Source organism: Mesorhizobium sp. B2-6-2, from assembly GCF_006440615.1.
Classification (GTDB): Bacteria; Pseudomonadota; Alphaproteobacteria; order Rhizobiales; family Rhizobiaceae; genus Mesorhizobium.
This window is the reverse complement of the sequence record NZ_VFUG01000012.1, coordinates 1-14,240: the sequence shown is the minus strand read 5'-3', so window position 1 is coordinate 14,240 and position 14,240 is coordinate 1. Positions and strand designations below refer to the sequence as shown.

Below are 14,240 nucleotides of genomic sequence, written 5' to 3'. Positions count from 1 at the left end.
CGCACCTTTCCTGGATTTACTTTACAAGCCGAACGGAAGCTGAGCGATGACCGATATTTTTTCCCATGCGGGCGAAAAAGCCTGGGAGCCGACGCCGGACGGCAACAGGCGGCGCGTGCTGGTGCATACCGATGAATTGATGATGGTCGAGTTCGCCTTCGACAAGGGCGGCGTCGGGGCGCTGCACTCGCATCCGCATGTCCAGGCAAGCTATGTCGCCGAGGGTCGCTTCGAGGTCACTGTCGACGGCCGATCGGAGATCCTCGAAACGGGCAGCAGCTTCATCGTGCCGTCCAATCTCGTGCATGGCGTCAAGGCGCTGGAGGCCGGGCGGCTGGTCGACAGCTTTGCACCTTGCCGGGCCGATTTCCTCGGTTAGGACAGGTCGGCGGTTCTATCGAACGCCGATTGCGCCGGAGCGGTTTCACGCCTTTCCGGAACCGCTGCGATCGCCATGTGATCGCGGCGGCCTGCCGCGAGCAGGCGATGCGCGGCTTCGAGTATGGCCTCGACCGGCGCGTCGGCGACATTGGCCGAACGGCCTCGCCTCGGCGCCGTGACGACTTCGACCGCGTTTGAAAGGGGGCGCCAGCGCTCCACATTGGCGCCGTTGTTGACGATCACCGCCGGCGTCATGACGGCGGCCATCAGATGCGCCAGTCCGCCCTCCATGCCGATATAGGCGACCGCCATCTCGCCCAGCGCAAGCAGGAGATCGTCGAAGCTTGCAATATCCGGCGCCAGTTCCGGACCGGCCACCTGGAGGCGGCCTTCCCTCGCGAGGAGCGCCGGTGACGTCGGTCCGCCGCCGGGGGTCGCCAAATACAGCACCCGGTAGCCGGCATCGATCAGATTGCCGGCGACGGCCACCACCTGATCTTCGCTCATGCACTTCCTGCCCTGGGCATTGCCGCCAATCAGGACGAGCGGACGGCCGCAACCGCCGCGCAACTGGCGCGCCAGACCCCGCGCGGCGTCCGGCACATCGAGCCTGTGGTCGAAAGGCAGGTGCCGCCCCGCCAAGCGCTCGACCAGCCGATGGTAGCGCCAGGCACTGTGTTCCGGCCGCAGCGTCAACCGCGTGCCCCAGCGCAGCGACAGAAGATGGCCGGCAAAGTTCGCTTCGTAGCGAATGCCTCGGCCTGTGAGTTGCAGAGCCGTGAGCATCAGGCCCGGCACGCCGGTGCGCAGATCGACGACGATGGTCTTGCGGCCGCGCGGGGCGAATTCGGCGAGGATGGCGGAAAGCGGCGTCTTCGTCCTGAAGTCATCGACGAGATGCGCGACGTGCTTGCGCAACACATGAGAGAGCGATGAGCCGCGCATGGCGCCATAGACGACACGGCTTTGCGGAAAGGCCGTTCTTGCCGCCCGCAGGGCCGGAATCCGTAGCAAGCCGTCGCCAAGCGCGTCGTTGCGGGCGTAGAAGATGAGCACGGGCGCGGACGAATCCATGGCGACGGCGGATTCCATTGCTGTGGTGTCGGAGAAGCGGGACGACTGCGGAAGACTAATATCAGCAAGCCCCCCGGCCGAGTTCTGCAAGAATATGCTTGGTTTCTTTTATAAAGAAAGACCGATCTCGTCACCCCGCCGACGCCGGCCATGCGGGCCTTCTGTCGCGAATTCGGCTATGACATGCCTGCCTGGACCGCCGCCGGGTGAAGCGTTTCAGCGCTGCTGCAGCGCCAGGCGTATGCCGAGCGCGCAATAGATGCCGCCGACCACCTTGCCCTGCCATTTCAACACCGCCGGATTGCGGCGCAGCAAGGAACCCAGGCCGCCCGCGCTGACGGCGAAGACGATCGTGCTGAAGAGCCCGAGCAGAACAAAGATGATGCCCAGCAGCATCAGCTGCAGCATCACGAAACCGCCTTGCAGATGCACGAATTGCGGCAGGAAGGCCAGGAAGAACAAAGCGGTCTTCGGATTGAGCACTTCGGTCAGGATCGCCTGCCGGAAGGCTTTGCCCGCCGAGATGGGCAGCATCCTGGCCGCCAGATCTGCCGGCGCCTTTTCGAGAATGGCGCGGATGCCGAGATAAACGAGATAGGCCGCGCCGATATATTTGACGATGCTGAACAGCATCGCCGAAGCGGCGATGATGGCCGAGATGCCGACGATTGCCATGATGGTGTGGATCACGTCGCCGGCGGCGACGCCGGCCCCGGTGGCGATGCCGACCTTCGTGCCCGAGCTCGTCGCCCGCGCCACCGTGAGCAGCGTCGCCGGCCCCGGGATGAAGACGAAGCCGAACACGACCGCTATGTAGGTGACGAGCGTGGCGGGATCGATCATGCCAAGGTTCCTTTTGCGTCGGCCGCCGGCAGCGGTCGGCTCAAAATCATAGCATCGGAGAATGCGTCGGCGGAACTCTCCAGCCGATGGGCCAGCGATGACTTTTCGATGACGGCATCGGCGTGAGGCGGCAGGTTTCCGGCGAAGCGCGGTTGTGGCCTGATGAGCGCTGCGCTACTCCAAGGCATCACGCGGTGAATCAGTTGGCTGGTCTTCACATAAACCCGAAAACGACCTCCTGTCCGGTGTCTGCCTGATGCCGGCACAGGCAGCAGGCCTGCCGGCCGAGGATCATAAGCGGCGCGTCCTGAAGGACGTGTTCGGCTTCGACGATTTTCGCCCCGGGCAGGCGACCGTGATCGAGGCGTTGCTGTCCGGGCGGCATGTGCTGGCGGTGATGCCGACAGGTGCCGGCAAGTCGCTCTGCTATCAGGTTCCGGCGCTGGTCAAAGGCGGGCTCACCATCGTGGTGTCGCCGCTGGTGGCGCTGATGCAGGACCAGGTCGCCGCCTTGCGCCTTGCCGGCGTGGCCGCCGACACCATCAATTCCTCGCTCGACCGCGACGCCAATGTCGCGGCCTGGCGCCGCGTCGCGTCCGGACAGACGCGGCTGCTCTACATGGCGCCGGAGCGGCTGATGACGGAGCGGATGCTGGAAGCCCTGTCCCGGCTCGATGTCGGTCTGATCGCCATCGACGAGGCGCATTGCATCTCGCAATGGGGACCGGCCTTCCGGCGCGAATATGAAGACCTGTCGCAGTTGCGCGGCGTGTTTCCGCAGGTGCCCATCATCGCGCTTACGGCAACGGCGGACGAGGCCACGCGCGCCGACATCGAAGCGCGGCTGTTTGCGGGGCGCGCCGAAACCCTGGTGCTGGGCTTCGACCGGCCCAACATCAAGCTGGCGATAGAGCCCAAGCAGGACAGCAAGCGCCAGCTGATGCGCTTCATCGAGCGGCACCAGGGCAAGAGCGGGATCATCTATTGCCTGTCGCGCCGCAAGACGGAGGAGATGGCGGCTTTCCTGGAGAAGAACGGCGTGCGCGCGCTCGCCTACCATGCCGGCATGAGCAAGGAGGCGCGGGAGGCGAACCAGAACACCTTCATGAGCCTGTCGGGCGTCGTCATGGTGGCGACCATCGCCTTCGGCATGGGCATCGACAAGCCCGACGTCGCCTATGTCTTCCACACCGACCTGCCCGGCAGCCTGGAGGCGTACTACCAGGAGATCGGCCGCGCCGGCCGCGACGGCCGAGCGGCGGAAGCGCACATGCTCTACGGCGCCGGCGACATCCGCACGCGCCGGATGTTCATCGACGACGAGGATACCTCGCCCGAGCACAAAAGACGGGCGCATCGCCGGCTCGACACGCTGATCGGCTATTGCGAGACGGCGCAGTGCCGGCGCCAGGTGCTGCTCGGCTATTTCGGCGAGGAGGCGCAAGCCTGCGGTAATTGCGACAACTGCCTCGACCAGGCGCCGCGCGCCGATGGCGGGACGGAGGCGCGGATCATCCTCGCGGCCGTCGCGCAGAGCGGCGAGCGCTTCGGCGCCGCCCATGTCATCGACATCCTGCTCGGCCATGAGACCGAAAAGGTGCTGGCTAGAGGCCATCAGCAGCTCGCCAGCTTCAGGACCGGCATCATGCACCGAAAGCCGGTCTGGCTGTCGCTCATCCGGCAACTTGTCGCCGGCGGCTTCCTGGTGCCGGATCCCGACGGCCATGGCGGCCTCGCCATCTCGGAAAGCGGCCGCGCGCTCGGCCGCGGCGAGGTTGCGTTCGAGTATCGTGTCGAAGGCCGGGATCGTCTGGCGCGCGGCAGGAAGCGGGCGGCGCAGGGTTCCGCCATGGGCGGCGAGGGGGTGGACACTTCCTTGCTGGCGACGCTCAAAACGCTGCGGCTGCGGCTCGCCAAGGAACGCCAGGTGCCGGCTTATGTGGTGTTTTCCGACCGCACCCTGATCGATATGGCCGAGCGCCGTCCGCGCGACCTCGACGACTTCGCCGAAGTGAACGGCGTGGGAGGGGCGAAGCTCAAGGAGTTCGGGGAGATCTTCGTCAGCGCGATCGCGGCGCATGAGGCGAGCGGGTCGAACTGACGAACGGGTTTTCCTTGACGCGTCACCCCGTCATTCCGCGATTGCCAAGCAGCATTTCTTGAATTTCTTGCCGCTTCCACAAGGGCACGGATCGTTGCGCCCGATGTCGCGCCAGGGGTTGGTGGCCGGTGTGATGCTGGAGAAGGCCAGGTCCAGCCGTGAGGCTTGCCCATCCTCGTCCTCGTCAAGATCGAAATCGTCGTCGCCGAACTCGAAATCATCGTCGCTGAACTCGAAGTCGTCGTCATCGCCAAGGCCGCGGGTCCAATCCAGCGCCACAAGGACATCCTCGATGTAACTCAGACTGGCGCGATCGAACCGGTCGATGTCGCCGGGTTGCTGCTCGGCTTCCCGCAGGTCGCTTTCGAAATCACTGCGCTCAAGCACATCTTCCGGGATAAGGCCCTCATCCCAGGCGCTGTAGGCAAGCGGAACGAGGTCTCGCAGGGCAAGCATCGAGATGGCTTGCAGCCAGCCGACCCACGCGTAATCCCAGTCGTCGGCCAGCCTCTCTTTGTAGAACCGTTCCACGAAATCCCTTGTCCGGTCGCGCTCGATGCGACCTTCCCAGGTCAAGAAGGTCACCGCGCCAAATGCCGCGTCGCGGATGAATTCGTCGGCGGAGCGGTCGGCAATGATGTCGAACAGCGCGCCGGCGTCGCCGTCGAATACGCCTACGATGATGCGCGACAGGGTTTCGGTTATGGCGTCGCCAAGCAGCCAGTCGGCCTCCTTCCCAGGGCGGCGCAGCAGACGCAGCAAAGGTTGGCATGCCTGGGTGTCGCGGGCGCCGCCGAGGATATACACGCCCCTGAAGAGCAGCATCTCTTCATCGTCCGACAAAGGCTGTCCGTTGGCGGCGCGTTCAAGGACGGCGCGCAGCGCAGGCGCTGATTCTTCTATCCTGATCGTGCAGACCACGATTGCGAGATTTGGCACCTGCCGTTCGGTCGCCACGGCGTGGAGATAGCGGTCTATCGGATACAACTCGAAGTCGCCGCTGTCGTTGGAGAGCAGTTTTTCCAGGTCTTCTTTTTTCATCGCATTCAGTCGCGTCGATAGAGCCCACGGCATGCTATCGATCCTTCAGCCGCTCGGTCAACGGGTGGCGACCAGCCTATTCGCCAATCGATCTGCTTGACTCGACCCTGCAATCGGTTGAGCCGGCTAGAGTGGTTCTTCACAGGAACGGCGAACCACTCTATCCCTTTAGTTCTTACGCAATTGCGGGCGGACGGCTGCGGCGAAACCGCGGAGCCCAACCGCCTTTCCTGGAATTGTTCAACGCCAAAGGCACAACCGGACGTCCTTCCCGACATAGCAGGCGCCTTCGCGGCGAAGCTCTCCCCAATCTCCTGCCTCGCCGTGCGTGTCGCGAATGTCAGCGTTCGCATAGCCTGCCCAAAGATCGCCGTCCTTGTAGACAACCGCCCAGTAATCTTTCGACATTTCACCGGCCCCGCTATGCGTGTCGGGATAGTCGATGCCTGCGAAAACCTGACGAGGCCCCTGGATGTTGAAATCGCCGCCCTTCTCGATTTGGTAGGAGCATCTTCCGGAGATGCGGGTCTGACCGTGAACGACAAGCAGGCAGCGGCCCCATTTATAGCCGCTCGGCAAACGATGCTGCGGTTGCGCATGCGACGGTGAAAGGGAAAACGCAATTGCAAGGGCAACCGCGATTGTTCGCGCGATCATCTTGTCCCCCGTTGTGAAGCCGCGACCGGGCATTGTTAGATTTCGCCCCCGAGCGCATGTCGAATGGGCCTGCGCAATGACTCGCCGAGATCATACTACTATCGATCACGGTCGGATTTTTGTCACGTGAAGGCTTGGGAATTCGCGAGGCCGACGTGGCGCGGTGAGGGATGTAAGCAGCTCTCAGGCCGCCCTCCTTCGCTGAAGCTTCGGACGGCACCCTGCTTCGCGCTGAAAGGAATTCGCCAGACTTGTCCTGCGAAGCGCGCAGCGCGAGCAGGATGGCGGAGAGGGAGGGATTCGAACCCCCGATACCCTTGCGAGTATGCCGCATTTCGAGTGCGGTGCATTCGACCACTCTGCCACCTCTCCGCGAGGTCATGGTCGGCCGTTGCCGGCGCGGCGCACTAGATAACGGCTGACCGCTCCGGTTACAAGGCCCTATTCCACCGATTTCCGGCTTGCGCGAAAAGCGATTGCGACGGGACGGACCGATATTTGCCGGCAACGTCGCACGCGGCCTCTCCAAGGACAAGCCGCCCAAGGACAAGCCGCTTGCCTTGACTCCGGCGCAACCTTCGGTTAGGGACAGCCCGCATTCGGCGTGGAGGCTCTTCCGCGCCGCTTGTTTTTTGAACCCGCAGACTGACAAAAAGACGGCCGAACCGCCCGACGCGGTTCATCGAGGCCGACCGAACAGCGAAAGGCAAAAAATGTTCGCAGTCATCAAAACGGGCGGCAAGCAGTATCGCGTCGCCGCCAACGATCTCCTGAAGATCGAGAAACTCGAAGCCAAGGTCGGCGATATCGTCGAGATCGGCAATGTGCTCGCGCATGGCGAGGGCGAGAATGTCACCTTCGGCGCGCCGTTCGTCGACGGCGCTCTGGTCACGGCGGAAGTCGTCGAGCAGGGCAAGAACCGCACCGTCATCGCTTTCAAGAAGCGCCGCCGCCAGAATTCGCGCCGCAAGATCGGCCACCGCCAGCTTTTGACCACCGTCAGGATCGCCGAGATCCTGTTGGGCGGCGCCAAGCCGTCGAAGAAGGCCGCGGCCAAGGCAGAGGCCAAGGTCCCCGAAGCCAAGGCGGAAGTCGTCGCCGAGGCAAAGGCCGAGACCGCTCCGAACGAGGCCAAGGCCAAGAAGGAGCCCAAGTCTGAGGCCGCTTCCGGCGAAGAGGCAAAGGCTGCGCCGCTGTTCAAGGCGCCGAAGGGCGAGCCGGACGACCTGACGGTCATCAAGGGCATCGGCCCGGTCGCGGCGAAGGATCTCGCCGAGCAGGGCATTGTCACCTTCGCGCAGCTCGCCAAGCTTTCCGACAAGGATGTCGCCAAGATCGACGAGCACATGCCGTTCAGCGCCGACCAGATCAAGGACTGGCGCGAGCAGGCCAGGGAACTGGCGAAGAAGTAATTTTTCCGGCGACGATCGTCGCCGGCACGGACTTGAAACGGAACGCGAACGCGTTCATAAGACCATTCAAGCGTCTTTGGGCGCATCGGAGTTAGTCAAATGGCACACAAGAAAGCTGGCGGTTCGTCGCGCAACGGTCGCGATTCGCACTCCAAGCGTCTGGGCGTGAAGAAGTTCGGCGGCGAAGCCGTCATCCCGGGCAACATCATCATCCGCCAACGCGGCACCTCGTGGCATCCCGGCGTCAATGTCGGAATGGGCACGGACCACACCCTTTTTGCGCTCGAAGCCGGCGCAGTCACCTTCAACAAGAAAGCCAACGGCCGAACCTACGTATCGGTGAACCCGATTACCAAAGCAGCGGAGTAGCCGGTTCCGCACCATAACACCGGCGCCCATCTCGGGAACCGGTGTCTGGCCAGGCCAGAAAAGGATCAGGAGAGATGGGTTTGCCCTCTCTCCTTTTTCATTTTTTTCTTGCCCTGGAGGACTAAAATGGTTGCCGAAGCGGAAGACACCGAAGACGAAAGTTACGCGATCGATTGCCCGGTGCTGGCCACCGAGCGTCTGGGTATGCGCGCCCCGCGCGAGAGCGATCTCGAGCAACTCGTCACGCTGGCCGACAACCGGCATGTCGCCGAAATGCTTGCCCGCATGCCGCATCCCTATGGCGAGGCCGAGGGCCGCACCTTCCTCGCCATGGCGGCGTCGCGCCGCGCCGGCATCGTCTATGCCCTGACGCTCAAGGATACCGGCACCTTCGTCGGCTGCGCCGGGCTCAACACCACCGATCGCGGCCTGGAACTGGGCTACTGGATCGGCGAGCCTTACTGGAAGCGCGGCTATGCCACCGAGGCCGCGCACGCCCTGGTCGACCTCGCCTTCCAGCGGACCTCGATCCAGGTGCTGCATGCCTCGACAAGGGTGATCAATCCGGCCTCGCGCCGGGTCATCCACAAATGCGGCTTCCAGTATGCCGGCCAGGGCATGCTGAACTCGATCGTCGCGGGGCAGGTGCCGGTCGAGCGTTACAGGCTCGACAGGAAGACCTGGACGAGCCTGAGGAATTGGATGCATTTTTGACGATTGCTTCGCAGGGCTGGGCAAGCGCCCCTCACCCGGATCGCCAACCGAATTGCGAAGGGCAATTCGGGGCAATCCGACCTCTCCCCAAGGGGTGAGGAGCAGGTAAGCGCCGGCGCCAATCTCTTCTCCCCTCGGGGAGAAAGGTGGCCGCGTAGCGGCCATATGAGGGGGAGTTCAGAATTCAGCCCAGCTCGGCCCAGAGCGGCAGGTGATCGGAGCCGACGGCGTCCCGGTCGGACCATAGCCGCTTCAGCGATCTGGCCAGCGAGGCGCTGGTGAAGATGTAGTCGATGCATTTGTGGCGGCTTTTGTCGTCGGGGCGGTCGGGATCGACCCAGGTGACGAGGTCGGCGACGGCAAGGCGCTGGGCGACGTCGACGGCAAGATCGGCGGTCAGCGGCGTGCCAAACTCATGGTCCGGGCGGCCGGCGAGTTCGACATATTCCGGCGAGCCCGGCAGCATGTTGAAGTCGCCCATGACGATGAAGGCTTCCGGATAGGGCAGATCCGGCAGGCCAATCTCGGGAATGCCCGACAGCCCGCCGCCTTCGAGCGCATAGTTCAAGAGGCGCTGGCGCAGGAAGCGGATCTGGCTCTGGCGCTCGACCGGGCTGCGGTGGTCGAGATGGGTGGAATAGAAGCGGATGAAGCCGAGCGGCGTCTCGATAAGCGCCTCGAGCGCGCCGCGCTGGAAGTTCATGGCCTCGAGGCTGCGGCTGCGCGGCAAAAGGAGGTTGCGCGACAAATGAATGGGCGTCTTCGACAGCACCATGTTGCCGAGCTGGAAGGAAGTCGAGATGGCGCGGCCGTTCTCCAGGCGCGAGCCGATATTGACCTCGAAATTGCTGCCATAGGCGGCAAAATAATCGGGCAGCGCCTCGCTGATCTCGGCCACCATGTCGCGGTCGCCGTTGCGCGGGTTGTTGCGGGTCACTTCCTGCAGCGCGATCACGTCGGCGCCGCGCACGGCGTCGGCGATGCGCCCGACATCGTATTTGTGGTCGAGGCCGATGCCGTACTGGATGTTGTAGGAAACGATCTTCATTCCCGCGCCCCTTCAGTCCCCGCCAGTGCTACCGCGTGCGCGCCGAAAGGGCATCCGGCGCTTTAGTCGCAAATCGGCCTCGCCCTCGGCTCTGCCTTGGTTTAGAGCAATCCCGCAAGAGCAATAGCAGAAACTTGAAACGATGAAATTCCTCGACCAAGCCAAGGTTTACATTCGTTCCGGCGACGGCGGTGCCGGTTCGGTGTCGTTCCGGCGTGAAAAATTCATCGAGTTCGGCGGGCCCGATGGCGGCGATGGCGGCCGCGGCGGCGACGTGTGGGCGGAAGCAGTCGACGGGCTGAACACGCTGATCGACTATCGCTATCAGCAGCATTTCAAGGCCAAGACCGGCATGCACGGCATGGGCCGCAACATGACAGGGGCCAAGGGCGCCGACATCACGCTGAAGGTGCCGGCCGGCACGCAGATCTTTGCCGAGGACAATGAGACGCTGATCTGCGACCTGACCGTCGTCGGCCAGCGCTTCCTGCTTGCCAAGGGCGGCAATGGCGGCTTCGGCAACCAGCATTTCAAGACCTCGACCAACCAGGCGCCGCGGCGCGCCAATCCCGGCCTGCCGGGCGAGGAGCTGAGCATCTGGCTGCGGCTCAAGCTGATCGCCGACGCCGGCCTGGTCGGCCTGCCCAATGCCGGCAAGTCGACCTTCCTTGCGGCCGTCACCGCGGCCAAGCCGAAGATTGCCGATTATCCGTTCACCACGCTCTATCCCGGCCTCGGCGTCGCCCGCATCGACGGCCGCGAGTTCGTGCTCGCCGACATCCCCGGCCTGATCGAGGGGGCGCATGAGGGGGTGGGCATCGGCGACCGCTTCCTCGGCCATGTCGAGCGCACGCGCGTACTGCTCCACCTCGTCTCCGCACAGGAGGAAAACCCGGGCAAGGCCTACAAGACGGTTCGCGCCGAGCTCGATGCCTATGGCAATGGGCTGACCGACAAGGTCGAGATCGTCGCGCTCAGCCAGGTCGACATCCTCGACGCGGAAGCACGCAAGAAAAAGGCGGCCTCGCTGAAGCGCGCCGCCGGCCGCGCGCCGATGCTGGTCTCGGCCGTCACCGGCGAAGGCGTCGAGGCCGTGCTGCGCGCGCTGATGGCGGTGGTCGCGGAAGCGCGCGATGCCGTTCCGGCTCCCGTCGACACGCGCTGGCGATAAGACCGATGAAATCGCTGAAATCATACCGGCGCATCACAGTGAAGATCGGTTCGGCGTTGCTCGTCGACCGCGCGACAGGTTTGAAGCGCGACTGGCTGACCTCGCTTGCCGACGACATCGCGGTGCTTGCCGGTGCCGGCGCCGAAGTGCTTGTCGTCTCCTCGGGAGCCATCGCGCTCGGGCGCACTATCCTGGGCCTCGGCAAACGCGCGCTGAAGCTCGAGGAGAGCCAGGCGGCGGCCGCCGTCGGCCAGATCGCGCTTGCCGGTGCCTGGTCGGACGCGCTTGGCAAGGACGGGCTGAAGTCGGGCCAGATCCTTTTGACATTTGGTGACACCGAGGAGCGTCGCCGCTACCTCAACGCGCGCGCGACGATCTCGACCCTGCTCAAGATGAAGGCGGTGCCGGTCATCAACGAGAACGACACGGTGGCGACCTCGGAAATCCGCTACGGCGACAATGACCGGCTGGCGGCGCGGGTGGCGACGATGATGGGCGCCGACCTGCTGGTGCTGCTTTCCGACATTGACGGGCTCTACACGGCGCCGCCGGCCAAGGATCCGCAAGCGAAGTTCATCCCGGTGGTCGACCGCATCACGCCGGACATCGAGGCGATGGCGGGCGCGGCCGCGTCCGAACTGTCGCGCGGCGGCATGCGCACCAAGCTCGATGCCGGCAAGATCGCCAATGCCGCCGGCACCGCCATGATCATCACGTCCGGCACCAGGCTGTCGCCGCTGATGGCGATCGAACGCGGCGAACGCTCGACCTTTTTCAGGCCGAGCCCCAATCCGGTGAAGGGTTACAAGACCTGGATCGCCGGGCAGCTCGAACCGGCCGGCCGGCTCACCGTCGATGCCGGCGCCGTCGGTGCGCTCATGTCGGGCAAGTCGCTGCTGGCTGCCGGCGTCAAGCTGGTCAGCGGCAATTTCTCGCGCGGCGACACGGTGGCGATCCTATCTCCGGAGGGCCGCGAGATCGCGCGCGGGCTGGTTGCGTACGATGCCGCCGATGCCGTAAGGATCGCAGGCCTGAAGACGGCCGAGATCGAAAACGTGCTCGGCTACGAGGCGCGTTCGGCGATGATCCATCGCGACGACCTTGTGGTAAGCGTTGCCGGCGACCAAGTATTGGCCGACGACTAGAGCAATTCCGGGAAAAGTGTGAAGCGGTTTTCCGTTCGGGTTGCGTGGAATAAAGAGATGGGCGGAGGGATGAACCATGCTGAAGCTGCATGAAAAGTCCGGCGAAGACACCGTGGCGCTGATGGCCGATATCGGCCGTCGCGCTCGCGCCGCCGCCCGACCGTTGGCCGTCGCTTCCGCCAAGGCCAAGAACGATGCGCTGGTTGCCATGGCCGAAGCCATCCTGCGCAACGAGCAGGCCATTCTCGACGCCAACGCCATCGATACGTCGAATGGCGAGGAGGCCGGCCTGTCGGGTTCGTTCATGGACCGGCTGAAGCTCAATCACTCGCGCATCAAGGCCATGGCCGACGGTATCCGAGAAATTGCAGCGCTCAAGGATCCGGTCGGCGATGTCATCGCCGCCTGGGACCGGCCGAACGGGCTCCATATCGAGCGCGTGCGCACGCCGCTCGGCGTCATCGGCGTCATCTATGAGAGCAGGCCGAACGTGACGGCGGACGCCGGCGCGCTTTGCCTCAAGGCGGGCAATCCGGTGATCCTGCGCGGCGGTTCGGACTCGCTCAATTCCTCGGCCGCGATCCATGCCTGCATGGTCGAGGGTCTGAAGGCCGCCGACCTGCCGCAGGACGCCATCCAGCTGGTGTCGACCACCGACCGCGCCGCCGTCGGCGAGATGCTGAAAGGTCTCGGCGGCAATCTCGACGTCATCATTCCGCGCGGCGGCAAAAGCCTGGTCGGGCGCGTGCAGACCGAGGCGCGTGTGCCGGTCTTCGCGCATCTGGAAGGCATCTGCCATCTCTATGTCGACCGCTCGGCCGATCTCGACACGGCGGTGAAGATCGCCGTCAACGCCAAGATGCGGCGCACCGGCGTCTGCGGCGCGGCCGAGACCTTGCTGGTCGACCGCGCGGTGGCCGCCACGCATCTGGTGCCGATCCTGGAGGCACTGCGCGCCGCCGGCTGCGAGATCCACGCCGATGCCGAAGTGATGAAAGCTTTCGCCGACGCCAGCCCGGCGACCGATGCCGACTGGGTGACGGAATATCTCGACGCCGTCATCGCGGTGAAGCTGGTCGACGGCGTCGCCGGCGCGATCGAGCACATCGAGACGTTTTCCTCGCACCACACCGAGGCGATCGTCGCCGAGGATACGGCTGCGGTTGAGCGCTTCTTCAACGAGATCGATTCGGCGATCCTCTTGCACAATGCCTCGACGCAGTTCGCCGACGGCGGCGAGTTCGGCATGGGCGCCGAGATCGGCATCGCCACCGGCAAGATGCACGCGCGCGGACCGGTCGGCGTCGAGCAACTCACCTCGTTCAAATACCGCGTGCGCGGGTCTGGACAGGTGAGGCCTTGAAGTCGTTTGCCTTAAAGGGTTGAAGCTTGCGCCCAGGCCCCCCCCTCTGGCCTGCCGGCCATCTCCCCCTCAAGGGGGGAGATTGGCAGCTTCGGCGCCGGCGCTCGGCTCGCAACGCCGGCGATTGGCGAAAGTCGCGGCGACATCTGATCTCCCCCCTTGAGGGGGAGATGCCCGGCAGGCCAGAGAGGGGGGCCTAGCACCATGCTTTCGTCCCCTCAGCCCATCGTTCCCGCCCGCTACCTTCGCATGCCGCACGCCGCCAGGGGGCTGACGGTCGGTCTGTTCGGCGGCTCGTTCAATCCGCCGCATGCCGGCCATGCGCTGGTCGCCGAGATCGCGTTGAGAAGGCTCGCGCTCGACCAGCTGTGGTGGATGGTGACGCCCGGCAATCCACTGAAAAGCGCGCGCGAACTGGCGCCGCTCGCCGAGCGTGTCGAGCTGTCCGAAAAGATCGCCAGGAACCCGAAGATCAAGGTCACCGCCTTCGAGGCGGCGCAGCATGCGCGCTACACCGCCGACACGCTTGCACTGGTCAAGGCGCGCAACCCGGGCGTGGATTTCGTCTGGATCATGGGCGCGGATAGTTTGCGCGACTTCCACCGCTGGCAGCGCTGGCGCGAGATCGTGCTGACCTTCCCCATCGCAGTCATCGACCGTCCGGGCGCCACGCTCTCCTTCCTGTCGTCGGTCGTTGCCAAGACCTTCGACTATGCCCGTATCGACGAGGGCGACGCGCCGCTGCTTGCCCGCATGCCGGCACCGGCCTGGACCTTCATCCACGGTCCGCGTTCGTCGCTGTCTTCCACCGCAATCCGCAACGCGGCGGAGGGGTAGGCGCCCTCCTTCTCCCCTTGTGGGAGAAGCGCAACCATTAGCTCAGGCGGCGTGTTTTGCGGGTGGACTTTTGCTCCACGGAGT

Annotated in this window: 14 protein-coding genes and 1 tRNA gene; 9 read left to right on the top strand and 6 right to left on the bottom strand. The window is 64.6% G+C overall.

Features of this window, described 5'->3' with window-relative positions:
* Positions 1–46: 46 nt before the first annotated feature.
* Positions 47–379 carry a cupin domain-containing protein gene (locus FJ419_RS21460; protein WP_140697907.1) on the top strand — a complete coding sequence of 111 codons (333 nt, stop codon included), beginning with the start codon at positions 47–49 and terminating at the stop codon, positions 377–379.
* On the opposite strand, the gene FJ419_RS21455 is transcribed toward FJ419_RS21460, so the two are convergent.
* Entirely contained in the window at positions 376–1,473 is a 1,098-nt protein-coding gene (locus FJ419_RS21455) for a glycosyltransferase family 9 protein (RefSeq protein WP_140697904.1), read from the bottom strand. The two genes, FJ419_RS21460 and FJ419_RS21455, sit on opposite strands and share 4 nt — an antisense overlap.
* Before the next feature lie 198 nt (positions 1,474–1,671).
* A complete protein-coding gene (locus tag FJ419_RS21450) occupies positions 1,672–2,298 on the bottom strand; it encodes a LysE family translocator (protein WP_140697901.1) in 627 nt (208 codons plus the stop codon).
* Positions 2,299–2,554: 256 nt separating this feature from the next.
* On the opposite strand from FJ419_RS21450, the gene recQ reads away from it, so the two are divergent.
* A complete protein-coding gene (gene recQ, locus FJ419_RS21445) occupies positions 2,555–4,399 on the top strand; it encodes a DNA helicase RecQ (protein ID WP_140697898.1) in 1,845 nt (614 codons plus the stop codon).
* A gap of 30 nt (positions 4,400–4,429) precedes the next feature.
* Here the strand turns inward: recQ and FJ419_RS31220 are convergent, their stop codons facing one another.
* From FJ419_RS31220 to FJ419_RS21430, 3 genes are all read right to left on the bottom strand, one after another.
* A complete protein-coding gene (locus FJ419_RS31220; RefSeq protein ID WP_246679289.1) occupies positions 4,430–5,473 on the bottom strand; it encodes a DUF1186 domain-containing protein in 1,044 nt (347 codons plus the stop codon).
* 207 nt (positions 5,474–5,680) lie between these two features.
* Positions 5,681–6,097, bottom strand: a complete 417-nt coding sequence (locus FJ419_RS21435) for a hypothetical protein (protein WP_140697895.1) — start codon at positions 6,095–6,097, stop codon at positions 5,681–5,683.
* 282 nt (positions 6,098–6,379) lie between these two features.
* Positions 6,380–6,469, bottom strand: a tRNA-Ser gene (locus FJ419_RS21430).
* 341 nt (positions 6,470–6,810) lie between these two features.
* On the opposite strand from FJ419_RS21430, the gene FJ419_RS21425 reads away from it, so the two are divergent.
* The 3 genes from FJ419_RS21425 (at position 6,811) to FJ419_RS21415 (ending at position 8,592) form a co-directional block, all read left to right on the top strand.
* Entirely contained in the window at positions 6,811–7,509 is a 699-nt protein-coding gene (locus FJ419_RS21425) for a 50S ribosomal protein L21 (RefSeq protein ID WP_140697892.1), read from the top strand.
* 99 nt (positions 7,510–7,608) lie between these two features.
* Positions 7,609–7,878 carry a 50S ribosomal protein L27 gene (gene rpmA / locus FJ419_RS21420; protein WP_006327539.1) on the top strand — a complete coding sequence of 90 codons (270 nt, stop codon included), beginning with the start codon at positions 7,609–7,611 and terminating at the stop codon, positions 7,876–7,878.
* A gap of 126 nt (positions 7,879–8,004) precedes the next feature.
* Positions 8,005–8,592: a GNAT family protein gene (locus FJ419_RS21415; protein WP_140697889.1), complete on the top strand. Its 588-nt coding sequence runs from the start codon at positions 8,005–8,007 to the stop codon at positions 8,590–8,592.
* A gap of 184 nt (positions 8,593–8,776) precedes the next feature.
* Here FJ419_RS21415 and FJ419_RS21410 read toward each other — a convergent pair whose 3' ends face one another.
* Positions 8,777–9,640, bottom strand: a complete 864-nt coding sequence (locus FJ419_RS21410; protein WP_140697886.1) for an endonuclease/exonuclease/phosphatase family protein — start codon at positions 9,638–9,640, stop codon at positions 8,777–8,779.
* A 142-nt stretch (positions 9,641–9,782) separates the two neighbouring features.
* On the opposite strand from FJ419_RS21410, the gene obgE reads away from it, so the two are divergent.
* The 4 genes from obgE to FJ419_RS21385 all read left to right on the top strand — a co-directional run bounded on the left by obgE (position 9,783) and on the right by FJ419_RS21385 (position 14,156).
* Positions 9,783–10,811 (top strand): GTPase ObgE, encoded by a 1,029-nt coding sequence (obgE, locus tag FJ419_RS21405; protein ID WP_140697883.1) that lies wholly within the window; start codon positions 9,783–9,785, stop codon positions 10,809–10,811.
* Between the two features lie 5 nt (positions 10,812–10,816).
* The gene (gene proB / locus FJ419_RS21400) at positions 10,817–11,956 is read left to right on the top strand and encodes a glutamate 5-kinase (RefSeq protein ID WP_140697880.1); all 1,140 of its coding nucleotides are present in this window, start codon (positions 10,817–10,819) and stop codon (positions 11,954–11,956) included.
* 76 nt (positions 11,957–12,032) lie between these two features.
* Positions 12,033–13,319: a glutamate-5-semialdehyde dehydrogenase gene (locus FJ419_RS21395; RefSeq protein WP_140697877.1), complete on the top strand. Its 1,287-nt coding sequence runs from the start codon at positions 12,033–12,035 to the stop codon at positions 13,317–13,319.
* Between the two features lie 249 nt (positions 13,320–13,568).
* A complete protein-coding gene (locus tag FJ419_RS21385; RefSeq protein ID WP_140698281.1) occupies positions 13,569–14,156 on the top strand; it encodes a nicotinate-nucleotide adenylyltransferase in 588 nt (195 codons plus the stop codon).
* Positions 14,157–14,240: the final 84 nt, after the last annotated feature.